The 24,832-nt window shown below is 69.8% G+C and carries 23 protein-coding genes and 1 tRNA gene; 9 read left to right on the plus strand and 15 right to left on the minus strand.

All coding sequences use genetic code 11. From position 1 onward, the window contains the following. Positions 1-28: 28 nt before the first annotated feature. From ACZ49J_RS38495 to ACZ49J_RS38505, 3 genes are all read right to left on the minus strand, one after another. Positions 29-102, minus strand: a tRNA-Pro gene (locus tag ACZ49J_RS38495). Positions 103-194: 92 nt separating this feature from the next. After that, entirely contained in the window at positions 195-995 is an 801-nt protein-coding gene (locus ACZ49J_RS38500) for a Pr6Pr family membrane protein (protein WP_467455692.1), read from the minus strand. A 208-nt stretch (positions 996-1,203) separates the two neighbouring features. Continuing rightward, the gene (locus ACZ49J_RS38505; RefSeq protein ID WP_467455690.1) at positions 1,204-2,130 is read right to left on the minus strand and encodes a metallophosphoesterase; all 927 of its coding nucleotides are present in this window, start codon (positions 2,128-2,130) and stop codon (positions 1,204-1,206) included. A gap of 257 nt (positions 2,131-2,387) precedes the next feature. Between ACZ49J_RS38505 and ACZ49J_RS38510 the strand changes: the two genes are divergently transcribed. Further along, a complete protein-coding gene (locus ACZ49J_RS38510) occupies positions 2,388-2,855 on the plus strand; it encodes a GatB/YqeY domain-containing protein (RefSeq protein ID WP_467455689.1) in 468 nt (155 codons plus the stop codon). A gap of 155 nt (positions 2,856-3,010) precedes the next feature. Here the strand turns inward: ACZ49J_RS38510 and ACZ49J_RS38515 are convergent, their stop codons facing one another. Next, positions 3,011-5,278 (minus strand): transglycosylase domain-containing protein, encoded by a 2,268-nt coding sequence (locus tag ACZ49J_RS38515; protein ID WP_467455688.1) that lies wholly within the window; start codon positions 5,276-5,278, stop codon positions 3,011-3,013. A gap of 407 nt (positions 5,279-5,685) precedes the next feature. Between ACZ49J_RS38515 and wblA the strand changes: the two genes are divergently transcribed. Continuing rightward, positions 5,686-6,024, plus strand: coding sequence for a transcriptional regulator WblA (gene wblA, locus ACZ49J_RS38520; protein WP_194238732.1), 339 nt, complete (start codon positions 5,686-5,688; stop codon positions 6,022-6,024). 331 nt (positions 6,025-6,355) lie between these two features. Here the strand turns inward: wblA and bagB are convergent, their stop codons facing one another. From bagB to ACZ49J_RS38540, 4 genes are all read right to left on the minus strand, one after another. Further along, the gene (bagB, locus tag ACZ49J_RS38525) at positions 6,356-7,927 is read right to left on the minus strand and encodes an ATPase BagB (RefSeq protein ID WP_467455687.1); all 1,572 of its coding nucleotides are present in this window, start codon (positions 7,925-7,927) and stop codon (positions 6,356-6,358) included. After that, a complete protein-coding gene (gene bagA, locus ACZ49J_RS38530) occupies positions 7,924-8,901 on the minus strand; it encodes an ATPase BagA (protein WP_467455685.1) in 978 nt (325 codons plus the stop codon). The genes bagB and bagA overlap by 4 nt, the downstream gene beginning before the upstream one ends. A 529-nt stretch (positions 8,902-9,430) precedes the next feature. Further along, positions 9,431-9,691, minus strand: a complete 261-nt coding sequence (locus tag ACZ49J_RS38535; protein WP_468351796.1) for a RidA family protein — start codon at positions 9,689-9,691, stop codon at positions 9,431-9,433. A 310-nt stretch (positions 9,692-10,001) separates the two neighbouring features. Beyond that, positions 10,002-10,586 (minus strand): DinB family protein, encoded by a 585-nt coding sequence (locus ACZ49J_RS38540; RefSeq protein ID WP_467455682.1) that lies wholly within the window; start codon positions 10,584-10,586, stop codon positions 10,002-10,004. A gap of 489 nt (positions 10,587-11,075) precedes the next feature. Here ACZ49J_RS38540 and ACZ49J_RS38545 point away from each other — a divergent pair, with 489 nt between their 5' ends. The 4 genes from ACZ49J_RS38545 (at position 11,076) to ACZ49J_RS38560 (ending at position 13,646) form a co-directional block, all read left to right on the plus strand. Next, positions 11,076-11,249 (plus strand): DUF4177 domain-containing protein, encoded by a 174-nt coding sequence (locus ACZ49J_RS38545; protein WP_467455680.1) that lies wholly within the window; start codon positions 11,076-11,078, stop codon positions 11,247-11,249. Next, a complete protein-coding gene (locus ACZ49J_RS38550) occupies positions 11,246-11,713 on the plus strand; it encodes a RidA family protein (protein WP_467455678.1) in 468 nt (155 codons plus the stop codon). Before ACZ49J_RS38545 ends, ACZ49J_RS38550 begins: the two co-directional genes overlap by 4 nt. 195 nt (positions 11,714-11,908) lie before the next feature. Then, on the plus strand, positions 11,909-12,790 hold the full coding sequence (locus ACZ49J_RS38555) for an NUDIX hydrolase (RefSeq protein ID WP_467455676.1): 882 nt from the start codon (positions 11,909-11,911) through the stop codon (positions 12,788-12,790). Between the two features lie 25 nt (positions 12,791-12,815). Beyond that, positions 12,816-13,646: an MBL fold metallo-hydrolase gene (locus ACZ49J_RS38560; protein ID WP_467455675.1), complete on the plus strand. Its 831-nt coding sequence runs from the start codon at positions 12,816-12,818 to the stop codon at positions 13,644-13,646. Positions 13,647-13,726: 80 nt separating this feature from the next. Here the strand turns inward: ACZ49J_RS38560 and ACZ49J_RS38565 are convergent, their stop codons facing one another. Both ACZ49J_RS38565 and ACZ49J_RS38570 read right to left on the minus strand, forming a co-directional pair. Further along, the gene (locus ACZ49J_RS38565; protein WP_467455674.1) at positions 13,727-14,599 is read right to left on the minus strand and encodes a nucleotidyltransferase domain-containing protein; all 873 of its coding nucleotides are present in this window, start codon (positions 14,597-14,599) and stop codon (positions 13,727-13,729) included. Positions 14,600-14,725: 126 nt separating this feature from the next. After that, positions 14,726-15,400 (minus strand): Crp/Fnr family transcriptional regulator, encoded by a 675-nt coding sequence (locus tag ACZ49J_RS38570; RefSeq protein WP_054215949.1) that lies wholly within the window; start codon positions 15,398-15,400, stop codon positions 14,726-14,728. A gap of 251 nt (positions 15,401-15,651) precedes the next feature. On the opposite strand from ACZ49J_RS38570, the gene nth reads away from it, so the two are divergent. The 3 genes from nth to ACZ49J_RS38585 all read left to right on the plus strand — a co-directional run bounded on the left by nth (position 15,652) and on the right by ACZ49J_RS38585 (position 18,838). Beyond that, positions 15,652-16,695 carry an endonuclease III gene (nth, locus tag ACZ49J_RS38575; protein WP_467455672.1) on the plus strand — a complete coding sequence of 348 codons (1,044 nt, stop codon included), beginning with the start codon at positions 15,652-15,654 and terminating at the stop codon, positions 16,693-16,695. Positions 16,696-16,813: 118 nt separating this feature from the next. After that, positions 16,814-17,509, plus strand: a complete 696-nt coding sequence (locus ACZ49J_RS38580) for an NUDIX hydrolase (protein ID WP_467455670.1) — start codon at positions 16,814-16,816, stop codon at positions 17,507-17,509. A 129-nt stretch (positions 17,510-17,638) separates the two neighbouring features. Further along, on the plus strand, positions 17,639-18,838 hold the full coding sequence (locus ACZ49J_RS38585; protein ID WP_467455669.1) for a MarP family serine protease: 1,200 nt from the start codon (positions 17,639-17,641) through the stop codon (positions 18,836-18,838). Positions 18,839-18,942: 104 nt separating this feature from the next. Here the strand turns inward: ACZ49J_RS38585 and ACZ49J_RS38590 are convergent, their stop codons facing one another. From ACZ49J_RS38590 to acs, 5 genes are all read right to left on the minus strand, one after another. Further along, entirely contained in the window at positions 18,943-19,122 is a 180-nt protein-coding gene (locus ACZ49J_RS38590) for a hypothetical protein (RefSeq protein ID WP_467455667.1), read from the minus strand. A 222-nt stretch (positions 19,123-19,344) separates the two neighbouring features. Next, the gene (locus ACZ49J_RS38595; RefSeq protein WP_467455724.1) at positions 19,345-20,343 is read right to left on the minus strand and encodes an alpha/beta fold hydrolase; all 999 of its coding nucleotides are present in this window, start codon (positions 20,341-20,343) and stop codon (positions 19,345-19,347) included. An 80-nt stretch (positions 20,344-20,423) separates the two neighbouring features. Further along, a complete protein-coding gene (locus ACZ49J_RS38600) occupies positions 20,424-20,903 on the minus strand; it encodes a phage holin family protein (RefSeq protein ID WP_467455666.1) in 480 nt (159 codons plus the stop codon). A gap of 132 nt (positions 20,904-21,035) precedes the next feature. Then, positions 21,036-22,442 carry a Na+/H+ antiporter NhaA gene (gene nhaA / locus ACZ49J_RS38605; RefSeq protein WP_467455664.1) on the minus strand — a complete coding sequence of 469 codons (1,407 nt, stop codon included), beginning with the start codon at positions 22,440-22,442 and terminating at the stop codon, positions 21,036-21,038. Positions 22,443-22,743: 301 nt separating this feature from the next. After that, positions 22,744-24,699 (minus strand): acetate--CoA ligase, encoded by a 1,956-nt coding sequence (gene acs, locus ACZ49J_RS38610; protein WP_467455663.1) that lies wholly within the window; start codon positions 24,697-24,699, stop codon positions 22,744-22,746. Positions 24,700-24,832 lie beyond the last annotated feature (133 nt).

Below are 24,832 nucleotides of genomic sequence, written 5' to 3' on the forward strand. Positions count from 1 at the left end.
TACCGGCCCTGACCTGGTGTTTCAGCTGTCGGGGTGGCGGGATTTGAACCCACGACCTCTTCGTCCCGAACGAAGCGCGCTGCCAAGCTGCGCTACACCCCGATCGTCGCTGCGTGTCGCGGCGACGTCGTTTACTTTAGCCCACTGGTGGCTGGAGACGAAATCCGGTTTTCGGGGTGGCCGTCGCGGTGGTCTCACCAGTCCAGGCGGCCGTGGCGGTGGCGGACCGGGTTCGGGCGGAGGTGGTCGAGGGCGACCATGAGGAGGCCCAGGGCGTAGGTGGCGAGGCCGATGAGGAGTGCGTTGGCGAGGACGCTCTTGTAGCCGTGCCGGGTCACGTCCAGGAACGGGTAGAGGTATGACGCCGACGAGCCGTCGGGCAGCGCGCCGTGCGTGAGGGTGAAGGTCAGGTAGACCAGCGGGTAGAGCAGCCATGTCGCCGCATGGGCGGGGCGCAGGGGGGCCGGGCGGGTGAGGAGCAGCCAGTCCGCGGCCACGGCGAGGGGGAGCACCGTGTGCAGGAGCGGGTTGGCCGGTATCGGCCAGTCCGCGAGTGCGGCGAGCTTGCCGGTCGCTGTCCCGGTTTCCGTGCCGGGCGTCGATCCCATCAGGACGAACGCGGTCGAGCCCCTGGTGAGGATCACGTGGTGGACGAGGGCCGCGATCGAGACGTACAGCAGCGTGCCGCCCGTCAGCAGAGGGGCCAGGGGGCGGCGGGCCTTCCGCGCCCGCGACGCGGAGAAGGTGAAGACCACTGCCACCAGCACACCTGTCTGGATCATGAAGTAGCTCAGGACGTGGAGCGGGCTGCCCTGGAGCAGCTCGATACCCACGCCCGCTGCCGCCGTCAGCGCCACCATCAGGCGGAAGGCGGCTGCCGCCGGCCGGCGGGTCGGTGTCAGGACCGCACTGGCGGGAACGGGGGACTGCAGCGGCGCGGGTATGCCCGGTATCGCGGGCAGATCGGGAATGTCCCGGGGCATCGGTGCGGTCATGTGTTCACGCTAGGTCGCGTGGCACGAAAGCGGCTAAATGGGGCACTCCATTTGGGGGACGCCCGGGGACGCCCGGGAGGCTGGAGGACTCCAAGGGGCGGCAGCCCCTGTGAGGTGCCCCTGTGTTCCTGCGCCCCCGCGCCCCCGTGCCCCAGTGCCAGTGCCCCCCGTCAGGGGGCCGCCGCTGCCGGGGCTCCGCGCCCGTGCCTCATTCCCGTTCCACCAGCGTCAGCAGCGATGCCTCAGGGGGGCAGGCGAACCGGACGGGCGTGTAGCGGCTCGTGCCGCAGCCCGCCGACACGTGCAGGAACGCCGTCCGCTCGTCCACCGTGTGTGTGGAAAGGCCCTTCACCCGGTCCGTGTCCAGGTCGCAGTTGGTCACGAGCGCGCCGTAGAAGGGGATGCAGAGCTGGCCGCCGTGGGTGTGGCCGGCGAGGATCAGGGGGTAACCGTCCGCGGTGAAGGCGTCCAGCGAGCGCAGGTAGGGGGCGTGCACCACGCCCATCGAGAAGTCGGCCGATTCTGAGGGACCGCCCGCCACGCGCGCGTACCGGTCCCGCTTGATGTGCGGGTCGTCAAGGCCGGTCAGCTCCAGCGGCATGCCGTCGATCTTCAGCGTCCCGCGGGTGTTCGTGAGGTTCAGCCAGCCCGCCGTGTCGAAGCCGTCACGCAGCTCCTCCCAGGGGTTGTGGACGACGCCCACCGCCGGCGCGTTGCCGTTCAGGCCGTGGCGGCCCTGGACCTTCTCCAGCAGGTAGCGGGCGGGGTTGCGGAGCGTCGGGCCGTAGTAGTCGTTCGAACCGAAGACGTACGCCCCCGGGAACTCCATCAGCGGGCCCAGCGCGTCGAGTACCTCGGGGACGCCCTCCGGGTCGGACAGGTTGTCGCCGGTGTTGATGACGAAGTCGGGGCGCAGCCCGGCCAGCGAACGCAGCCAGCGCTGCTTCTTGCGCTGTCCGCTCACCATGTGGATGTCGGAGATCTGGAGTATGCGCAGCGGCCGCATGCCGGGCGGCAGCACCGGCACCGTGACCCGGCGCAGCCGGAAGGAGCGGGCCTCGAACCCCGCCGCATAGACCAGACCGGCGGCGCCCGCCGCCGCGATCCCCAGAGGTACTCCGTATCGCGCTCGCATACGCCCATCGTGTCAGACCCGCACGACACCTCGCGCAGCCTGTGGACAACCGCGGCCGGTCGAGGGCGGCTCCAAGTTCCCTGTGGCAGGAGCGGTCGAGGTGGAGACCCGGGGGGGAAAGAGGGAGAGACGGCGGTCCGCGCGGGCGACGGCTGGGGGGGCGAAAGCCCCACCACTCCGTTCCGTCCTCGCCGCTACCTCGACCGCCCCCGTAATCATCGGGCGGCTTCCCCTGCGCACCTGCGACAATCAACCCCATGACCACGCTCAAGTCGAAGCTGCAGGAAGACCTCAACGCCGCGATCAAGGAGCGCGACGAGCTCCGCTCCTCGACGCTCCGGCTGACGCTCGCCGCGATCACCAAGGAGGAGGTCGCGGGCAAGGAGAAGCGCGAGCTCTCCGACGACGAGGTCCTGAAGGTGATCACCAAGGAGGCGAAGAAGCGGCGTGAGGCCGCGGACGCCTTCGCACACGGTGGCCGGGTCGAGCAGGCCGAGCGGGAGAAGGCGGAGGGCGAGGTCCTCGCCACGTACCTGCCCAAGCAGCTGTCGGACGAGGAGCTCCAGCAGATCGTCGCCCAGGCCGTCGAGGAGGCGAAGGCGGCCGGAGCCGAGGGCCCGCGGGCGATGGGCCAGGTCATGAAGATCGTCAACCCGAAGGTGGCGGGTCAGGCCGAGGGCGGCCGCGTCGCCGCAGTGGTCAAGCAGCTCCTCGCGGGCGGCTGAGCACGTCGCGGCTCGGTCGAGCACTCGCGGGCTGCTGAGCACGCCCGCGAGGGCCCGGTCCCCGTACGGCGGTGGGGGTGCCCCTTGCAACAAGGGGCACCCCCACCGCCGTGTCAGGCCCACGGCCTACGACCTGCTGATCCCGATCATCCCGATCAGCCGAACCCGCCGTTCCCGTTCCCGTTGCTGCCGCCGTTCCCCTGGCCCTGGAAGAAGTTCTCCGGGATGGAGAAGGACGGAGTGGGGAAGTCACCGCCGGTGCCGCCGTTGATCAGGCCGCCGCTGTTGCCGTTCCCGTTGCCGTCTCCGTTGTTGTCGTCATCCCGGTCGCGGTCACGGTCGCGCTTGCGGTCGTCGGGGATGTTGACCAGGTTGAAGTCGGGCGCCTCCCAGCCCTGCAGGGCCCCGGCCATCATGTCGCGCCAGATCGGGCCGGGGACCTCACCGCCGTACACCTTGGAGCGGTAGACGCCGCCGATGGTGATGTCGACCATGCGCCGCTTGTGCGCCGGGTCGCCGACCCAGACGGCGCCCGCCATGTTCGGTGTGTAGCCCACGAACCAGGCCGCGTAGCGGTAGTCCGTCGTACCGGTCTTGCCTGCGCTGGGGCGGCTGCCGAGGCCCGCCTGCGTACCCGTACCGTCCTCGACCACGCCCTTGAGCAGGGTGTTGATCGTGTCGGCGGTGGTCTCCGACATCGCGCGGTGGCAGGTCGACTTCGGGACGGTGAGGGACTTCGTCTTTCCGCCGACGCGCTGCTTGATCGACTCGATGGCGATCGGCGTGCAGTACATGCCGCGCGAGGCGAAGGTCGCGTACGCGTTCGCCATCGTCAGCGGTGACATCTCCTGGGTGCCGAGGGCGATCGACGGGTTCTGGCCCATCTTGCCGCCGTCCGCGCGATTGACGCCCATCTCCTTGGCCATCTTCGTGACCGGGCAGATGCCGATGTCGGCGATCAGCTGCACGTAGTAGGTGTTGACCGACTTCGCGGTCGCCTCCTTCATGCCGTACGGGCCGACCTCCGACCTGTTCTCGTTGGTGAGCTTGGCTCCGTCGGTGTTCACCCAGTTCTTGCCGCCGCAGGTCGCGATCGGGCTCGGGTAGGCCATTTCGTACGGCGACGAGTACCGCTTCGTCGGGGACATGCCGTCCTCGATGGCGGCCGCGGCGACGATCGGCTTGAACGTCGAACCGGGCTGGTAACCGGCGCCGCCGTTCATGTCCTCGTCGACGGAGAGGTTGATCGCCGTCTCGTTCTTCTTGGCCTCGGTGCCGTACGGGCGCGACTGGCCCATCGCCAGGATCTTGCCGGTGCCGGGCTGGACGATCGTTGCGGCGGTCGCCACGGGGTCGCTCTGCTTGACGTGCTCCTTGATCGAGCTCTGGACCGACATCTGGGCCTGCGGGTCCATCGTCGTCCGGACCGTCAGGCCGCCCTGGTTCCAGATCTTGGCCCTGGCCTCCTTCGTCTTGCCGAAGACCGGGTCGCTCAGGAACACCTCGCGCACGTAGTCGCAGAAGAAGCCGGCGCCCTTGACCGCCGTGATGCAGCCGTTCTTCGGCTTGCTGACGTCGAGTCCGAGGGGGGCCTTCTGGGCCTTGTCCGCCTGCGCCCGGGTGATGTCGCCGACCTCGGCCATGCGCTGCAGCACCACGTTGCGCCGCTTCTTCGCCTCGGCCTCGTCGTTGATCGGGTCGTAACGCGTCGGCGACTGGACGAGGCCGGCCAGGAGCGCGGCCTCGTCGAGGTCCAGGTTCTTCGCGGACTTGGAGAAGTAGCGCTGGGCGGCGGCCTCGACGCCGTACGCCTGCTGCCCGAAGAACGTGATGTTGAGGTAGTTCTCCAGGATCTGCTTCTTGCCGAGCTCTTCCTCCAGCTGGATCGCGCGCCTCAGCTCGGCGATCTTGCGGCCGAGGGTCTGCTGGGTGGCCTGGGCGACCTTCGTCGGGTCGTCGCCGGCCTCCTCCACCGCCACATTCTTCACGAGCTGCTGCGTCAGCGTGGACGCGCCCTGCTCGACGCCGCCGCTCCGCGCGTTCTTGTTGAGGGCGCGGAGGACGCCCTTCAGGTCGACGGCGCCGTGCTCGTAGAAGCGCGAGTCCTCGATCGCGACGATCGCCTTCTGCATGATGGGCGCGATGTCCTTGAGCTCGACCACCGTGCGGTCACGCGAGTAGACCGTCGCGATCTGACCGCCCTTGCTGTCGAGGATCGTCGTGCGCTGGCTCAGCGGCGGGCGCTTCAGACTGGAGGGGAGCTCGTCGAAACCTTCGACCGATCCCTTCGCGGCCAGCCCGAGGGCGCCGACCGCGGGCAGCGCGATGCCCGCCATGACGGCCCCTGCGAGCACGCTGACTCCGAGGAACTTGGCGGCCTGCTGCGTTGAGGAGAGGCCACCGCCCGAGCGCTTGTTTGGCATGAAGGCAGCCTACGTTCTCATTCGCCGGACACACGTATATGCCTTGGCCTAAGCTGCTCTCGGCTGTCACAGCAGCAGGCCCACGTATCAAGTACGTCTGGCGAACCCGAATCGTTCCGACGTTCTCCCCACTTTTTTCCGGGGGCGTGTCCGAATCCGCCTCGTGTGTCACCTGGCGTCCGTTGTGGCGCGGCTCAACTGTCCCGTTTGGCGGGAAAGTCACGTATGTCCTCAGGTCACTCCCGCGGGTGATCTGCCGCTTACCCATAGTCCGTTCGGGCCATTCAAGATTGGGCCCGAAGGGGGTGTTGCGCCGTGCCCACCTTCCGTAACGTCCTCAACTGGCGGCGGTGAATATGCCGCTGCCGCCGTGGGGGAGCCTCGATTCGGGAGAGGACGGCGCCGGTATGGGCTGGGTAACCGACTGGAGTGCGCAGGCTGCCTGCCGCACTACCGATCCGGATGAACTGTTCGTTCAGGGAGCAGCGCAGAACAGGGCCAAGGCGGTGTGCACCGGATGCCCGGTACGCACGGAGTGCCTGGCCGACGCGCTCGACAACCGCGTCGAGTTCGGCGTGTGGGGAGGCATGACGGAGCGCGAGCGCCGCGCGCTGCTGCGCAGGCGTCCGACCGTCACGTCGTGGCGCAGGCTGCTGGAGACCGCGCGCACGGAGTACGAGCGCGGCGCGGGCCTGCTGCCCCTCGACGAGGAAGAGGTGTACGAGAACTACGCGGCGGTGAGCTGAGCGGGCCGGCTGGACGGGCTGAGGGCGGCTCTGTTGAGGGCGGCTCCCGGGTCTTCGTTGTCTCGTCGTCCACGCATGGTCCGCCGGAATGTCCGTCATCACGGACGGCGTGGAGTTCGTACAGTTCACCGCGGGATGTACTGAGGGCGCCTTGCGGTGTCGGCGCGTCGGGCAGGTGTGCCGACTTCCGGGTGCCCCAGGTCTTCGCGGTCAGGTCTCCACGGACCAGACTGCGTCGGTCTCCACGGACCAGACTGCGTCAGGTCTCTACGGACCAGGCTGATGCGTGCCAGGTCTGCGTAGGTCTCCGAACCGGTTGTGTACCGGACGCTCAGGCGCCGGTTGTGGGAAGCTCCGGCCGTATGGCCGCGAGCCGGTCCCCGATGTCCCGCAGCCCCGCGAGGTCATGGACGTCGCCAGGCAGCGCGGCCACTTCCGCCACGGCCACCTCGGGGTGGAGCGCGGTGAAGCGGTCGCGTGTGCGCTGCTCACGGAAGAGCAGTTGCATACGCTCGGCGTGCAACCTCAGCAGTCCTGCGGCGAGTTGGTCGACGGTCCGGTCCGTCCGGTCCGCGGTGGCCCGGTCTGCGGCGGGGGAGCCTGCTTCGGGTGCGGGAACCTCGGACTCGTGACCCTCGGATGCGGGAGATTCTGAACGGTCGTACGTGTCGGGAGAGTTACGAAGTCCTACTTTCCCGTCCATCTGATCGACAATGCGGGGATCGGCAAGATTTTCCGCGGCGACCGGGTCAACCGGGTCGACCGTGGTCAGACCGGTCGTGGCCGGCTCAGCCGCGGCGGGAGCGCCGGGGTCCGCGGGAGCGCCCGCATCCGTGGGAGCGGCGGGGTCCGTGGAGTCGGGATGCTCGGCGGGGTCGACCGCGAGGTCGAGGTTCTCCGCGGCGGCGAGCGCCCGCTCGGCGGACAGTTGGGCGGCGCCGCTCCCGTGGACCCGGTTGAGCACCAGACCGGCCAGCGGCATGTTCTCCGCGGCCAGACGCTCCACGAAGTACGCGGCCTCCCGCAGCGCGTCCCGCTCCGGAGCCGCCACCACGAGAAACGCCGTGCCGGGCGCCTGCAGCAGCTTGTACGTGGCGTCCGCGCGCGTACGGAACCCGCCGAACATCGAGTCCATGGCCGCTACGAACGTCTGAACGTCCTTCAGGAGCTGACCCCCCAGGATCTTGCCCAGGGCGCCCGTCATCATGGACATCCCGACGTTCAGGAACTTCATCCCCGCGCGCCCGCCCACCTTCGCCGGCGCCAGCAGCACCCGGATGAGCTTCCCGTCCAGGAAGGACCCGAGCCGCTTCGGGGCGTCCAGGAAGTCCAGCGCGGAGCGCGACGGCGGCGTGTCGACGACGATCAAATCCCACTCGTCCCGCGCGCGCAGCTGCCCCAGCTTCTCCATCGCCATGTACTCCTGCGTGCCCGCGAAGCCCGCCGAGAGCGACTGGTAGAAGGGGTTGCTCAGGATGGCGGCCGCCCGCTCGGGGTCCGCGTGCGCCTCGACGATCTCGTCGAAGGTGCGCTTCATGTCGAGCATCATGGCGTGCAGTTCGCCACCGGAGGTGTCGTCGATGCCCTTCACCCGGCGCGGCACGTTGTCCAGCGAGTCGATGCCCATGGACTGCGCCAGCCTGCGGGCCGGGTCGATGGTGAGCACCACGACCTTGCGGCCGCGTTCGGCGGCGCGCAGGCCCAGGGCCGCCGCGGTGGTCGTCTTGCCGACTCCTCCGGAGCCGCAGCACACCACGATGCGGGTCTTCGGGTCGTCGATCAGCGGATCGACCGCCAGGGCGCGCGTGGAGTCGATCGCCCTATGCGGGTCGTGCGGGTCGTGGCGGTGGGCCGAGTCGTGCGTGGAGGCCGAGCTGTGCGTGGAGGCCGGGTCCGGACTCATGAGATCCCTTGCTGACGCAGTTCCGTGGCCAGTTCGTACAGGCCCGCCAAGTCCATGCCCTCGGCGAGCAGCGGGAGTTCGTGCAGAGGCAGGGCCAGCTCCCGCAGCACGGCCCGCTGCTCGTGCTCCAGGGCGTGCCGCTCGGCGTACTCGGCGGCCTGCTCCAGCAGCGGCTCCACGAGCCGCTCGGCGTTCCCGCCGCGCCGCGCTCCGCCGAGCCCGGCTGCTGAGAGCGACCTGGCGAGGGAGGAACGGGACGCGGCCTGCAGGAACTCCAGGTCGTCGCCGTCGAGTACGGCGGGACGCACCATGTTCACGATGATCCGGCCCACCGGCAGCCGGGCCGAGCGCAGCTCGGCGATGCCGTCCACGGTCTCCTGGACGGGCATCTCCTCCAGGAGTGACACCAGGTGCACCGAGGTCTCGCGGGACTTCAGGACCCGCATCACCGCCTGGGCCTGATTGTGTATCGGGCCGATCTTCGCCAGGCCCGCCACCTCGTCGTTCACGTTCAGGAAGCGGGTGATGCGGCCCGTGGGCGGCGCGTCCATCACCACGTAGTCGTACGCGAACCGGCCGTTCTTGTCCTTGCGGCGCACCGCCTCGCACGCCTTACCGGTCAGGAGCACGTCCCTGAGGCCCGGCGCGATGGTCGTGGCGAAGTCGATCGCGCCGAGCTTCTTCAGGGCGCGGCCGGCGCCGCCCAGTTTGTAGAACATCTGGAGGTAGTCCAGAAGGGCCAGTTCCGGGTCGATGGCGAGCGCGTACACCTCGCCGCCGCCCGGAGCAACGGCGATCTTCCGTTCCTCGTACGGCAGCGCTTCCGTCTCGAAGAGCTGCGCGATGCCCTGTCTGCCCTCCACCTCCACGAGGAGAGTGCGCTTGCCCTCGGTCGCGAGGGCGAGCGCGAGTGCTGCGGCGACCGTGGTCTTGCCGGTACCGCCCTTGCCGCTGACGACCTGGAGCCTGCTCACGTCTTCGAGCCTAACCAGTCCGCGTCCGGGCCACGCGGGAGGCTGTGGATAACGCGGCTGCGGTCGGCCGGATGAGCCGCGCGGGGCAGTGGCTGGTCGGCCACGTGATCACGTGGGAATACATGATCTGACCGCCACCCGGGAGGCACGCGCAGCAGCGCTCTGGCCAGCGGCTACCAGGGTCGTACGCACGGACGGGGCGGTACCGGCCAGCTGAGCGTGAGCCTTGCCGGGCTGTCCTCAGCGGCTCTCTGCGGGCACGGGAGAGCCCCGGCCGCCCTCGGGGGTGGGAAGTGCCCGGGGCCCGTTTACGAGGCACACAGCGCCTGTGAGCCGTCCCGTACGGGAACCGCGTCGCTCACCCGCTTGAGCCGGTAGGCATCCCACAGCCGCTTACCTCGGCGCACCTTCCGTGGGCGCCGAGACACTCATGCACCCCCCGCACCCGCCGTGGTCCTCATGTACATGCCAGACCCACTCGCCGGGCACCGCCTGCACGGTGTGAACATCCAGGTCGTCACCGGTCCTGTCAGTGAAGTGCTGTGGATCTCGCCCATGGCTTCACGTCGAGACGCACGAGCGCGCCGATCTCCACGAGTTGGCCCGGCAGTGCCAATTCCGAAACGCCCATGACCGTGCTGGCGGGCCGGTGCTCCCCGAAGTACTCGGCGTGGAGGCGTGCTGTCGTGTCGAAGTTCTCCCGCAGGTTCCTCACCAGCACCGTGGTCTGTAGAACGACTCCCACGGCATGCCAAAACCGAATGCCTTGGCCTGAGAAATCATGACTCACTTCCCTGAAACGGTGCGCGAGACCGTCAGTCGCAGACAGACTCCGTGCCCGCGGAAGTTACAGGTTCATGCAAACGGCGCTTGTCCGGCAGCGAAGTGGAAGTGTCCTCTGCGCGCACAGAATTCGCCGCAGTGAGCTCTTCGCGCATGACCGTCATCGCCGCAGCAGTCCTCACCCTGGCGCGTCAAGGATCGCCGAGGTCCCGTGGGCCTCGGTTCATACCGTGAAGCGGCGATGCGCGGTGGCGGGCGACGTGCCGAACGTAACGTCGGTGGCAACGCGGCGGCAGGTTCTCAGAGTTCAGCAGTGACTAAGCCTTGATGGGTGCGGCCGTCCTGGCGGCCTGCTCGATCTTCGCGCAGTAGGCTGCACGGGCTTCCTCGTCGATCTGCTGCTCGTGTTCGGCGCGCAATCCGGTCCGGCCGTCGAGGCCCTCGCGCAGGATGTCGGCGTGCCCGGCATGCCGGATGGACTCGCCGAGGACATGGACCATGACGCCGAACAAGTTCGTGTCGGCATAAGGCTCCGGCCACCACGGCACGTGACCGGGGGCGTCGAGGGGAAGCTCGCTGATCGTCGCGTCCGAGTGTTCCCACGCGCGCCGGTAGAACCCGATGATCTGATCGCGGGTCTCACCCTCGGTCGCCCACAGGTCGCTGCCGTCGGAGTCCTGCCACCGGGGCAGCGGTTCCGGGGAAGGGCGGTCGAAGACCTCGCCGAAGTACCTGGCCTCGACGGTGGCCACGTGTTTGACCAGGCCGAGGAGGTTGGTCCCGGTGGCTGTCAAAGGTCGGCGCGCGTCGTATTCGGACAAGCCGTCGAGTTTCCAGAGCAGCGCCTTGCGGTCCCGCCGCAGTCTCCCGTGCAGGTTGCCTTTCGCGAATTCATCGATCATGCGGCATGACCCTGTCATGGGCTGCTCGTGGTCTCAAGATCCCGTGCCTGGTCCCGCAACGGCCGGCAGAGCCGAGGCCTGGCCATGGGCGCACGCCTGACCTGCTGAGACAACCGCTGAACCAGTTCTTGAGCGCGTATCTTGCTGGTCGCGAATTACTGAGGGAGTTGCGCCGGCATTTCGGGGGGGGAGAGAGGGAGAACTCGCCCACAGCGACACTCCCGCCGCGCTGAGAATGGCGGCTGGTTCGTCGGCCTGCTTCGAGGAGATCCGGCATCGTCGGCATATGTGGCAGTGACGGAGCAAGTGCTCGAAATCAGGTCGCTCGGTTCCGCTGCGGGCAGAGACGCCGACGTCGTCATAGTGACCGCACCACAGTGCGTCCCGCCCCTGGCAGGGCTGGCCCGACTGCCGTTGACCCGCCCGTATGACTGCCCTGTGTAGCCTGCTGCGTGAAGATTCATACCGCTTACCACCTGGGGTGTTGTCATGGCTGACTCTCGCCGTTCATGGGAATACGCAACTGTGCCGCTGCTCGTCCACGCCACGAAGCAGATTCTGGACACCTGGGGCGAGGACGGCTGGGAGCTCGTCCAGGTCGTGCCCGGGCCGAACAACCCCGAGCAGCTGGTGGCCTACCTGAAGCGGGAGAAGCAGGCGTGAGCGCCGTCGAGGCGAAGCTCGCCGAGCTCGGACTCACCCTGCCGGAGGTCGTCCCGCCGCTCGCCGCGTACCAGCCCGCCGTGCGGTCGGGCGTGTACGTGTACACGGCCGGCCAGCTGCCCATGGTGGACGGCAAGCTGCCGGTCACCGGCAAGGTCGGCGCCGAGGTCACCCCGGAGGAGGCCAAGGACCTGGCCCGCACCTGCGCGCTCAACGCGCTCGCCGCGGTCAAGTCCGTAGCCGGTGACCTCGACCGCGTGGCGCGTGTGGTGAAGGTGGTGGGCTTCGTCGCCTCGGCCGCCGACTTCACGGGCCAGCCCGCCGTCCTCAACGGCGCCAGTGAACTGCTCGGCGAGGTCCTCGGCGACAAGGGCGTCCACGCCCGCAGCGCCGTCGGCGTGGCCGTGCTCCCGCTGGACGCGCCGGTGGAGGTCGAGATCCAGGTGGAGCTGACGGAGGAGTGACCGACGCCTCCAGCGCGAGCCGCGCCGTGCCCGGCGTGAGCGTTCGTGGAGGGATCGTCCGCGACGCGGGCGTGCGTGACGCGAGCGTTCGTGGCGGGAGACGCGTGACCAGGAGCATCGGTTCGTAATCCGGGTCCCCGGGGCAGGCGATTGTTGCCTCTCGAACATCAGCGCGCTACGGGATAGCCTCCGGCCATGGGGAACGGTCAGGCGAACGGTCAGTGGTACCCACCGGAGTGGCCGGAACGCATCCGGGCGCTGGCGGAGGGCACGCTCACCCCGGTCGTCCCGAAGCGGGCGGCCACGGTCATCCTGCTCAAGGACACTGCCGGTACCCCCGTGGTGCACATGTTGCGCAGACGCGCTTCCATGGCCTTCGCCGGAGGCGCGTACGCGTACCCGGGCGGTGGCGTCGACCCCCGCGACGACGAACACCACATCCGCTGGGCGGGCCCCACGCGCGCGTGGTGGGCGGACAGGCTGGGGGTCGACGAGACCGGCGCCCAGGCCGTCGTCTGCGCGGCCGTCCGGGAGACGTACGAGGAGGCGGGTGTCCTCCTCGCGGGCCCGACCGCCGACTCCGTGGTCGGCGACACGACGGGAGAGGACTGGGAGGCGGACCGCGCCGCCGTGGCCGCCCGTGACCTGTCCTTCGCGGAGTTCCTGGAGCGCAGGGGACTGGTGCTCCGCTCCGACCTCCTCGGTGTGTGGACCCGGTGGATCACTCCGGAGTTCGAGCCCCGCCGCTACGACACCTGGTTCTTCGTGGCCGCCCTCCCGGAGGGCCAGCGCACGCGCAACGCCTCCACGGAGGCCGACCGCGCCGTGTGGATCCGCCCCCAGGACGCGGCCGAGGGCTACGACAAGGGCGAGCTGCTGATGATGCCGCCCACCATCGCCACCCTGCGCCAGCTCGCCCCGTACGCCACGGCCGCGGAGGCACTGGCCGCCGCGCCCGGCCGTGACATGACTCCGGTCCTGGCCGAGGCACGCCTGGAGGACGGCGAGATCGTCCTGTCCTGGCCCGGTCACGACGAGTTCACCAAGCACATCCCGACAGGGGGAACCTCCGCATGAGCACCGTCCTGGAAGAGGCCCTCGTATGACGGACGCCGCCGCACTTCCCGGCCAGCCCCGGGGCGGGGTCCTGTCGGGCCTCGCCACACCACGCGCGGTCAATGTGCTCGCTCCCAACGCGTCCGCGATGACCCTGGACGGCACGAACACCTGGATCCTGTCCGAGCCCGACTCCGAGAAGGCGGTCGTCGTCGACCCGGGGCCCCTGGACGACGGACACCTGCGGAACGTCGTCGACACGGCGGAGAAGGCCGGGAAACGGATCACGCTGACGCTGCTCACCCACGGGCACCCCGACCACGCGGCGGGCGCGGCACGGTTCTCCGAGCTGACGGGGACCAAGGTGCGCGCGCTGGACCCGGCACTGCGGCTCGGGGACGAGGGACTGGGCTCGGGCGACGTGGTGACCGCCGGCGGGCTGGAGCTGCGGGTCGTCCCCACGCCCGGGCACACCGCCGACTCGCTGTGCTTCCATCTCCCGGCCGATCAGTCGATCCTGACGGGTGACACCATCCTGGGGCGCGGAACGACGGTCGTGGCCCACCCTGACGGCCGTCTCGGGGACTATCTCGACTCCCTGCGGCGGCTCCGCTCACTCACCGTCGACGACGGCGTGCACACCGTCCTCCCGGGCCACGGCCCCGTCCTCGACGACGCCCAGGGCGCCGTCGAGTTCTACCTCGCCCATCGGGCCCACCGGCTCGCCCAGGTCGAGACGGCGGTCGAGGACGGCTACCGCACGGCGGGCGAGATCGTGGCCCACGTGTACGCGGACGTGGACCGGACACTGTGGCCGGCGGCCGAGCTGTCGGTGCGGGCGCAGCTGGACTACCTCTCGGAGCACGGACTGATCTGACGCCGGGCCGCTGCCGGGGTCTTCAGCGATGCGGGCTTCCGGGGAGCCCGCGTCAGGGGCGCGGTGCCTTGACGCCCGCGTCAGGGGCGCGGTGCCCTGACGCCGTGCACGCGCGCGTACTCCTCGGCGAGCCATGGCCCGATGTCGTCCACGTACGAGTGCAGGGCGGCCAGGTCGGCGCTCGGCTCGTACGCCACGGTCGCCGCCGACCGCATCTGCGCGGCACGCTCCGGGTAGTACCGCCCGAACACGTCGGCCATCTCGCGCAGGTCGCTGGTCCAGCCGTTCCAGCGGGGCATGACCAGCGTGAATCCGGTGCGGACGAGGTGGCGGGAGGCGCCGCGGACCAGGGAGCGGAGGGCGTCGTCGGTGGCCGCGTCGGCGGACGCGCCCCCGGCCACCTCTTCCAGCTCTTCGATCCGCCTGCGCCAGCGCTGAAGGTGCAGCACGAGATCGCCGTTGGTCTCGCGCGCGAGGAGGGAGTCCGGGCGGTAGCGCGGGAGGAACTCGGCGAGGTCCTCGCCCAGGAGAGGCGTGCACAGGCAGGCGACGAACCAGCCGGCGTCGTGCCGCTCAAGGTCGCTCAGCACCCGCGTACGACTCAGGAGCAGGGTGCCGGAGCCGTTGATCTGCGGGAACTCCTTGTCGAGTGCCTCGTCGAGGGCGCGGGCGTCCGCACGGTCCGCGTCCGCGGGCTCCTCGTTGAGGACGACGAGCAGGTCGAGGTCGCTGCGGCCCACGCGCGCGGTGCCGCGGGGGACCGAGCCGTAGAGGTACGCGCTGTGCAGGCGGGCGCCGAAGATGTCGAGGATCCGGTCACGTGCGGCGGCGACCACGGGGCGGAACGCGTGGGGGATCCGCCCGAGGGATCCCTCCCGTTCGATGTAGCCCTGACTGTCGAGACCTCTGTAGCCCTGACTGTCGAGCCCTCTGGGGTGCTCTGTTTCGGCCATGTGCCCACTGTGCCCCTGGTGGGGCTGGTGAGCAGGTGGTTTTCTCCGCGCGGTCCCTGCCCGCCGCGGAAACCGGAACGGGGCCCCACCCCTCGAAGAGGCGGGACCCCGTCCGCGTACCGGAAGTCAGCGGGAGCGCTTGGCGAGGCGCTCGACGTCCAGGAGGATCACCGCGCGGGCCTCCAGACGCAGCCAGCCACGGCCGGCGAAGTCGGCGAGGGCCTTGTTCACCGTCTCGCGGGAGGCGCCGACCAGCTGGGCCAGCTCCTCCTGCGTGAGGTCGTGCACGACGTGGATGCCCTCCTCGGACTGCACGCCGAAGCGGCGCGAGAGGTCCAGGAGCGCACGGGCCACGCGGCCCGGGACGTCCGAGAACACCAGGTCGGACATCTGGTCGTTGGTCTTGCGCAGCCGGCGGGCGACCGCGCGCAGCAGGGCGCCGGCCACCTCGGGCCGGGCGTTCAGCCAGGGCTGGAGGTCGCCGTGGCCGAGGCCGAGCAGCTTGACCTCGGTGAGTGCGGTGGCCGTCGCCGTACGCGGGCCCGGGTCGAACAGCGACAGCTCGCCGATGAGCTCACCGGGCCCGACGACTGCCAGCATGTTCTCGCGGCCGTCGGGGGACGTGCGGTGGAGCTTGACCTTGCCCTCGGTGACCACGTACAGGCGGTCACCCGGGTCGCCCTCATGGAACAGGGCGTCACCGCGCGCGAGGGTCACCTCACTCATGGAGGCGCGGAGCTCCGCGGCCTGCTCGTCGTCGAGCGCCGCGAAGAGCGGATTGCGCCGCAGAACGTCGTCCACGAGTTCTCTCCTTGTCGACCTGCTCAGGGGATGTTGCTCCCCGTCGTACCAGGGGACCGTGCTCCCCATTTTGCCGGACGGTCCAAACAGTGTGATCTGTCACAAGGATGCCGCACACGTGTGCCCCCGTGCCCGGCAGGGGTCCAATTGGCGGCCGATCTTCTGGGCCCGGGGCGGATGTCGGTGGCGGGCTTTAGGCTGGCCGGGTGTCCAAATCGCCGGTGAGAGCACAGGCCAAGGGGGCTGGGCGGGTGGTTGTACGTCGCGATTCCGCTGTGGGCGAACAGGGTCCGGCGGGAGCGAAGAAAACGGCAAAGGCGACAAAGGCGGGGTCGGCCGCGAGGCCCGCCGCTGCTGAGGAGGCCCCTGGGAAGGCCGTTCGGAAGGCCACCGCGAAGGCCGCCGCGAAGAAGACCGCTCCGGCGGGGAAGACTGCTCCCGCCGGGATAGCCGCTCCCGCCGGGAAAGCCGCTCCCGCCGGGAAAGCCGTTGGGAGCAGCGGCGCCAGGAAGCCCCCGAAGGACGAGTCGCGCACCGCGCTCGTGCGCCGCGCCCGCCGGATCAATCGCGAACTCGCCGAGGTGTACCCGTACGCCCACCCGGAGCTGGACTTCGAGAACCCCTTCCAGCTGATCGTGGCCACGGTCCTGTCGGCCCAGACCACCGACCTGCGCGTGAACCAGACGACGCCGGCGCTCTTCGCGAAGTACCCGACCCCTGAGGACCTGGCCGCGGCCAACCCCGAGGAGGTCGAGGAGATCCTGCGGCCGTGCGGTTTCTTCCGCGCCAAGACCAGGTCGGTCATGGGGCTGTCCAAGGCGCTCGTGGAGGATCACGGCGGCGAGGTGCCCGGGCGGCTGGAGGACCTGGTCAAGCTGCCCGGCGTCGGCCGGAAGACCGCCTTCGTGGTCCTCGGCAACGCCTTCGGGCGGCCCGGGATCACCGTGGACACGCACTTCCAGCGGCTGGTCCGGCGCTGGCGGTGGACCGAGGAGACCGACCCGGACAAGATCGAGGCAGCCGTCGGCGCGCTCTTCCCGAAGAGCGAGTGGACGATGCTCTCGCACCACGTGATCTTCCACGGCCGCCGTATCTGCCATGCCCGCAAGCCCGCGTGCGGCGCCTGCCCCATCGCACCGCTCTGTCCGGCCTACGGCGAGGGCGAGACCGACCCGGAGAAGGCGAAGAAGCTCCTGAAGTACGAGAAGGGCGGCTTCCCCGGCCAGCGCCTCAAGCCCCCGCAGGCGTACCTGGACGCGGGCGGTATCCCTGCACCCGCGCTGGGGGCCGGATGACAGCCCGTACGGCGGGACACCCGTACGGCACCCGCACGGCAGGACACCCACACGAGGGACCCGCGGAACGATCCGCGGTGGCGTGCGCGTTGGGATCGGCAGAACGACGGGGGTGGCGATGACGCACGCGAGCAACACGCACAACGGGCGGCTGGTGCTGAGCAAGGACGGCCTGCCCGGCTGGCTGGACCCCGTGGTCCACGCCGTCGAGACAGTTCAGCCGCCACAGCTCAGCAGGTTCCTGCCGCCGGTGGACGGCGCGGGCCGGCAGTCCGCGGTGCTCATCCTGTTCGGTGAGGGGGAGCGCGGGCCCGAGCTGCTGCTCATGGAGCGGGCGAGCTCGCTGCGGTCGCACGCGGGCCAGCCCTCCTTCCCCGGCGGCGCCCTCGACCCCGAGGACGGCGACCCGAAGGCCGAAGGGCCGCTGCGGGCCGCTCTCCGTGAGGCCGAGGAGGAGACGGGGCTGGACCCGAGCGGCGTCCAGCTGTTCGGCGTGCTGCCCGCGCTGTACATCCCGGTGAGCGGCTTCGTGGTCACTCCCGTTCTGGGCTGGTGGCGGGTGCCGAGCCCGGTGGGAGTCGTCGATCCGAACGAGACCGCCCGTGTCTTCACCGTTCCCGTGGCGGATCTCACGGACCCCGCCAACCGCGCGACCGCCGTGCACCCCAGGGGCCACGCAGGCCCGGCATTCCTGGTCGAATCGGCCCTGGTGTGGGGATTCACGGCCGGAATCATCGACCGGCTGCTGCACTTCGCGGGCTGGGAGCGGCCCTGGGACCGGGACAAGCAGGTCCCGCTCGACTGGCGCGCATGACAGGGTGGCACCCGTGCTGTGTTTTTCCGGGGGACGCCGCGCCCGTGTGCCGCTGTGCGGTGGGCCCGTCCTCCGGCCGGGGATCGGCGACCACGAGGTCAGCAAGGTGACGAGGCGAGGCGTGAAGCAGTGAACGTGCTGGACATCCTGTTGCTGATCGCCGCCGTGTGGTTCGCGATCGTGGGCTATCGCCAGGGCTTCGTCGTCGGCATCCTCTCGGTGATCGGCTTCCTCGGGGGCGGCCTCGTCGCGGTCTACCTGCTCCCGGTCATCTGGGACGCGCTGACCAACGACGCGGAGGTGGGCACGACCGCCGCCGTCGTCGCGGTGATCGTCGTCATCGTCTGCGCGTCCGTCGGCCAGGCGCTCACGACGCACTGGGGCAGCAAGCTCCGCCGGTACATCACCTGGTCCCCGGCCCGCGCTCTCGACGCCACCGGCGGCGCCCTCGTCAACGTGGTGGCGATGCTCCTGGTCGCCTGGCTGATCGGTTCTGCGCTCGCGCAGACGACGCTGCCGACGCTCGGCAAGGAGGTGCGCAACTCCAAGGTGCTCCACGGCGTGTCGAGCGCCCTTCCCGACCAGGCCAACACGTGGTTCGCGGACTTCTCCTCGGTCCTCGCACAGAACGGCTTCCCGCAGGTCTTCAGCCCGTTCTCCAACGAGAAGATCACCAACGTCGAGCCGCCCGACCCGAAGCTGGCGAACAGCGCGGTCGCCCAGCAGGCCAAGAAGTCCATCGTCAAGGTCATGGGCACCGCCGAGAGCTGCGGCAAGGTCCTCGAGGGCACCGGCTTCGTCTTCGGCCAGCGCCGCGTGATGACCAACGCGCACGTGGTCGGCGGAGTCGACGAGCCCACCGTCCAGATAGGGGGCGAGGGCCGCAGGTACGACGCGACGGTCGTCCTCTACGACTGGGAGCGCGACATCGCCGTACTGGACGTGCCCAACCTGAACGCGCCCGTGCTGAAGTTCTCGGCGAAGGACGCCACCAGCAGCGACAGCGCGATCGTGGCGGGCTTCCCGGAGAACGGCGCGTACGACGTGCGCCCCGCGCGCGTGCGGGGCCGCATCGACGCCAACGGCCCCGACATCTACCACCGCGGCACCGTCAACCGCGACGTGTACTCGCTCTACGCGACCGTCCGCCAGGGCAACTCCGGCGGACCGCTGCTCACGCCCGACGGCGACGTCTACGGCGTGGTGTTCGCGAAGTCCCTCGACGACCCCGACACCGGGTACGCGCTGACCGTGGACGAGATCCAGCAGGACATCGCCCAGGGCCGCACGGCCAACCAGCAGGTGGACAGCGACAGCTGCGCCCTGTAGTCACTGAGCAGGCGAACAGTCACCGAGCTGGCGAACAGTCACCGCAGGCGAACAGTCACTGAACCGGCGGCCGGTCGGACCGGCGCGAACGGCGTCGGAACGGATCAGGGGCGCGGGTGGCGCAGCCGGGCCGAGACCCACCGGGCCCGGCGGCGCAGAATGCGCGGAATGCCCAGCCGGGGATCAGTGCCCGCAAGTTGCGGGGCACCCCTCTGGTGGGAGTTCAGGCCCGCGGCGGAGCGGCGGTTGCGTGCTGCGTCACTGTAGTCGTGCGTCCAGCCCATACCCCGACGTGTGCCCCCGCCCCAAGGTCGATAACCGCGCCCGAGGCCCTCAATTGGCCTATGCGCCAGGCATGTGGCTGTTCGTAGGACAGGTGTTCGTGCCGGAGTGACGGAGCGCCGGAGTTCCGGAGTTCCGGAGTGACTTTATTGATCTGATTGACCTGAGTGACCGGAGTGACCGGAGTGTCGACGGGCCGGTGCGGGTGCCGCGCATCGGGTCGGTCACCGATCGGGTTCGGGATCCTTCAGCCAGTTGATCAGTTCGGTCGAGAACGCGACCGGGTCCTCCTCGTGCGGGAAGTGTCCCAGACCGTCGAACAGACGCCAGCGGTACGGGGCCTCCACGTACTCTCCGGAACCGGCCGCGCTGCGGGTGCGCATCACCGGGTCGAGCGAGCCGTGCAGGTGCAGGGTGGGCACGCGGACCGGGCGCTTCATACGACGGTTGAACTGGATGCCGTCCGGACGGGCCATCGAGCGGACCATCCACCGGTACGGCTCGATCGAGCAGTGTGCCGTCGAGGGGACGCACATCGCGCGCTGGTACGTCTCCACGGCCTCGTCGTCCGGCAGCCGCGGCCCCGACCAGTCCCGTACCAGCCGGCCCACCAGGGCGCCGTCGTCGGCGGTGAGCTGCCGCTCGGGGATCCACGGCCGCTGGAAGCCCCAGATGTAGGAGCCGGCGGCCGTCTGCTTGGCGTCCCGCAGCATGGCCGAGCGCCAGCGTCTGGGGTGCGGCATCGAGGCGACCGCGAGCCGCCGTACGAGCTTGGGGCGCATCACGGCCGCCGTCCACGCCAGGTATCCGCCGAGGTCATGGCCGACCAGCGCGGCGTCGGGCTCGCCCAGGGAGCGTACGACCCCGGTGATGTCGAGCGCGAGGTTGGCGGGGTCGTAGCCCCGGGGCGTACGGTCACTGCCGCCGACGCCCCGCAGGTCCATCGCCACGGCCCGGTAGCCGGCGTCGGCGAGCGCGACCAGCTGGTGCCGCCACGTCCACCAGAACTGCGGGAAACCGTGCAGCAGCAGGACCAGCGGTCCGTCACCCAGCTCGGCGATGTGGAAGCGCGCCCCGTTGGCCGCGAGGTCCCGGTGCGCCACCTTCGCACCGGGCACGTCCGGCCGTACGACCGAGGCCGGCGGCGCCGCATGGGGTCCGGAGGCCGCATGGGCCCCGAGGGGTGCACCGGCCGGTGAGGACTGTGAGGACGGTGAGGCCATCGAAGTCGGCGAGGTCGGCGAGTCGGAGGACGCCGAAGAGGCCGGGGATGCCGCAGTGTCCGAAGAGGGGGCGGGGTCCGTCATGAGGACGAGCGTGCCACAGCATCGACCGGGCCGTCGGACGGGCTGGGCCGACGGGGGTGCGGCTTGGCGTTCTGCAGGACGCCCGCCGTCTCCTTCACGGAGGAGGCGACCTTCTGCGGGCCCTTCCCCTTCTTGGCCTTCTTGGAGAAGGCGACGCCGATCAGCGCGAGGATCCCGGCGACCAGCACGTTGGCCACGAACGACAGCAGGAAGCAGACGGCGAGGTTCCAGTCACTCCAGGTCCGGATGCCGTACGCGAGGGCGAAGCTCAGCATCGGCAGGGAGAAAATCAGCACCGCGCCGGCCGCCGCGAACGCCCCGCCGCCCACCGCGCCGCGCTTGACGTCGTGCTTGAGCTGGGCCTTGGCCAGCGCGATCTCGTCGTGCACCAGCGCGGACATCTCGGTGGTCGCCGTGGCGAACAACTGGCCGATGCTGCGTTCGGCGCCGACCGGGCTGCCGTCGGGTGCGCTCATCGGAGTCTCCCTCTTCCTCTTCAGCGTCCTCGGCACCCCCGGGACTATAAGGCCGTTGCGCGACTGGGCGGTTCGTCGCGCGCGGTTCGTACGGTCCAGGGGAGGCCTGCGGTTTTGTACGGTCCTGTCAGATCATGCCGGACCGTCGTCCCCATCGCTTGCCCTGCCCGCCACTTCGGCAAGCCTCCGGTGCTCGGCGGCCTTGCGTTCGTAGAGCTCGGCCATGCGCAGGTGGTACGCGGGGTTGTCCTGCTCATAGATGTCGGGGATGCCGTCGAGGTCCTCGTCGCGTTCCTCGGTCTCCCACAGCGCCCGGTACTTGGCGTTCCGTATCTTCAGCAACACCGTCGCGAGCGTGGCCGCGATCAGGGAGCCGATGAGCACGGCGGCTTTGACCTGGTCGGTGAGCTCCGGATCGCCCTCGAAGGCGAGTTCGCCGATGAGGAGGGAGACGGTGAAGCCGATGCCGGCCAGCGAAGCCACCGCGAAGACGTCCGGCCAGGAGAGGTCCTCACTGAGCGAGGCCCTGGTGAAACGGGCCGTCAGCCACGTGCCCCCGAAGATGCCGATCGCCTTGCCGACGACGAGCCCGAGGACGACACCGAGGGTCACGGGCTGGGTGAACACCTCGCCGAGCGCACCGCCGGAGACCGCGACACCCGCGCTGAACAGGGCGAACAACGGCACGGCGAGACCCGCCGACAGGGGCCGCACGAGGTGCTCGATGTGCTCGCCGGGGGAGTGGGCCTCGTCCTCGCGCCTCGTGCAGCGCAGCATCAGCCCCATCGCGACACCGGCGATGGTGGCGTGGATACCGCTGTTGTACATCAACCCCCAGATCACGAGCGCCAGCGGGACGTACACGTACCAGCCGCGGATGCCCTTCCTGAGGAGCAGCCAGAAGACGGCCAGGCCGGCGAAGGCCCCGGCGAGCGCGAGGAAGTCGATGTCGGAGGTGAAGAAGACGGCGATGATCAGGATCGCGAACAGGTCGTCGACGACGGCGAGTGTGAGCAGGAAGGCCCGCAGGGCGGAGGGCAGCGAGGTCCCGATGACAGCGAGGACGGCGAGCGCGAAGGCGATGTCGGTGGCGGTCGGTACGGCCCAGCCGACTAGTGAGCCGCCGCCGGTGACGTTCGTGAGCGTGTAGACGAGGGCGGGTACGGCCATCCCGCAGAGCGCGGCGACGACGGGCAGCAGCGCCGCCTTCGGGTCCCGCAGGTCACCGGCCACCATCTCGCGCTTGAGTTCGATGCCTGCGACGAAGAAGAAGACCGCGAGCAGTCCGTCGGCGGCCCAGTGCTCGACGGAGAGGTGGAGACCCAGCGTGCCAGGCCCCAGATGGAAGTCGCGCACGGCTTCGTAACTGTCGTGGAGTGCGGGCACGTTGGCCCAGATCAGCGCTGTGACCGCCGCCGCGAGGAGCAGCACGCCGCCGACCGTCTCCGTTCGTAGCGCCTCCGCGACGAAGTTCCGCTCGGGCAGGGACAGACGCCCGAGGAACTTGCGCGTGCTGGTGGCGGGGCGGGGGGCGGTCATGGCGGGAACCTCCGGTCGGTGGGCACGGCGCAGCGCATGCCGACCAGACTTCCCGGCGCACCTAGAGGATCTTTTCCGTTGTTGACGGGTTTCTTAGCCTACCTAAGGTGTGGCGGGATCATTTCCGTGAAGCTCGCATTCCGGGTGAACCGACGTGACGACTTATGGGCGGGACGCCGAGGGGGCACCCGGTGTGATGCCGGGTGCCCCCTCGGGACCGTATGAATCCGGGCCGTCCGGATACGGGCCGTCCGGATCCGGGCCGTCCGGGTCCGGGCCGTACGAACTCAGCCCGCTGCCGTCAGTCCTCCGATGGCGCGGCGGGCAGCTTGGCCTGGATCAGGTCCATCACCGTCGAGTCCGTCAGCGTCGTCACATCACCGAGCTGCCGGTTCTCCGCCACGTCACGCAGCAGGCGCCGCATGATCTTCCCGGAGCGGGTCTTGGGCAGCTCCGCCACGGGGAGGATCCGCTTCGGCTTGGCAATGGGGCCGAGAGCTCCTCCCACGTGGGTGCGCAGCTCGGCCACCAGGTCCTCGGTCTCCGCGGCCGTGCCGCGCAGGATCACGAACGCCACGATGGCCTGCCCGGTGGTCTCGTCGGCCGCGCCGACCACGGCCGCCTCCGCGACCGACGGGTGGGACACGAGGGCCGACTCCACCTCGGTGGTCGAGATGTTGTGGCCGGACACGAGCATCACGTCGTCGACGCGCCCGAGGAGCCAGATGTCGCCGTCGTCGTCCTTCTTGGCGCCGTCACCGGCGAAGTACTTGCCCTCGAACCGTGACCAGTAGGTGTCGAGGAAACGCTGGTCGTCTCCCCAGATGGTGCGCAGCATCGACGGCCACGGCTCGGTGAGGACCAGGTAGCCACCGCCGCCGTTCGGCACCTCGTTCGCCTCGTCGTCCACGACGGTCGCGGAGATACCCGGCAGCGGCGTCTGCGCGGAGCCCGGCTTGGTCTCGGTCACGCCGGGCAGCGGCGAGATCATCATCGCGCCGGTCTCGGTCTGCCACCAGGTGTCCACGATCGGCGTCGTGTCCGCGCCGATGTGCTTGCGGTACCAGATCCACGCCTCGGGGTTGATCGGCTCGCCGACCGAGCCCAGCACGCGCAGGGAGGACAGGTCGAACTTCGCGGGGATGTCGTCGCCCCACTTCATGAACGTACGGATCGCCGTCGGCGCCGTGTAGAGGATCGTGACGCCGTACTTCTGGACGATCTCCCAGAAGCGGCCCTGGTGCGGGGTGTCCGGCGTACCCTCGTACATGACCTGCGTCGCGCCGTTCGCCAGCGGTCCGTACACGATGTACGAGTGGCCGGTCACCCATCCGACGTCGGCCGTGCACCAGTACACGTCGGTCTCGGGCTTGAGGTCGAAGACGGCGTGGTGGGTGTACGACGTCTGGGTGAGGTAACCGCCGGAGGTGTGCAGGATGCCCTTCGGCTTACCCGTCGTGCCCGAGGTGTAGAGGATGAACAGCGGGTGTTCGGCGTCGAACGCCTCGGGCGTGTGCTCGGCGGACTGACGCTCCACGATCTCGTGCCACCACACGTCGCGGCCCTCGGTCCAGGCGACCTCCTGGCCGGTGCGGCGGACGACGAGGACGTGCTTCACGTTGTCCACGCGGTCGACGGCGTCGTCGACGGCGGGCTTGAGCGCGGAGGGCTTGCCGCGGCGGTAACCGCCGTCGGAGGTGATGACGACCTTGGCGTCGGCGTCCTGGATACGGGTCGCGAGCGCGTCCGCGGAGAATCCGCCGAAGACCACGGAGTGCGCGGCGCCGATACGGGCGCACGCGAGCATCGCGACCGCGGTCTCAGGAATCATCGGCATGTAGACGGCGACCCGGTCACCTGCCTGGACGCCCAGCTCCAGCAGCGCGTTCGCCGCCTTGGAGACCTCGTCCTTGAGCTCGGCGTAGGTGATGGCGCGGCCGTCGCCGGGCTCACCCTCGAAGTGGATGGCGACCCGGTCGCCGTGTCCTGCCTCGACGTGCCGGTCCACGCAGTTGTACGCCACATTGAGCTTGCCGTCCTTGAACCACTTGGCGAACGGCGGATTCGACCAGTCCAGTGTCTCGGCCGGCTCCTTGGCCCACGTCAGCCGACGGGCCTGCTCGGCCCAGAAGCCGAGCCTGTCAGCCTTGGCCTGTTCGTACGCCTCCGCGGTGACGTTGGCGTTCGCGGCCAGGTCGGCGGGAGGCGCGAACCTGCGCTCTTCCTTCAGCAGGTTGGCCAAGGATTCGTTGCTCACGACATCTCCCTTTCCCAGGGTGTCCGTTGTGTCCCGGGCCACAGCTCATCAGACCCGGACCCCCGATGACAAGGGCCGTCGGCCGATTGGTTTAGACCTGTGGGTGGGTGGCTCCCCAGCGGGGCCCACCCAT

Source organism: Streptomyces sp. NPDC030840, assembly GCF_055572015.1.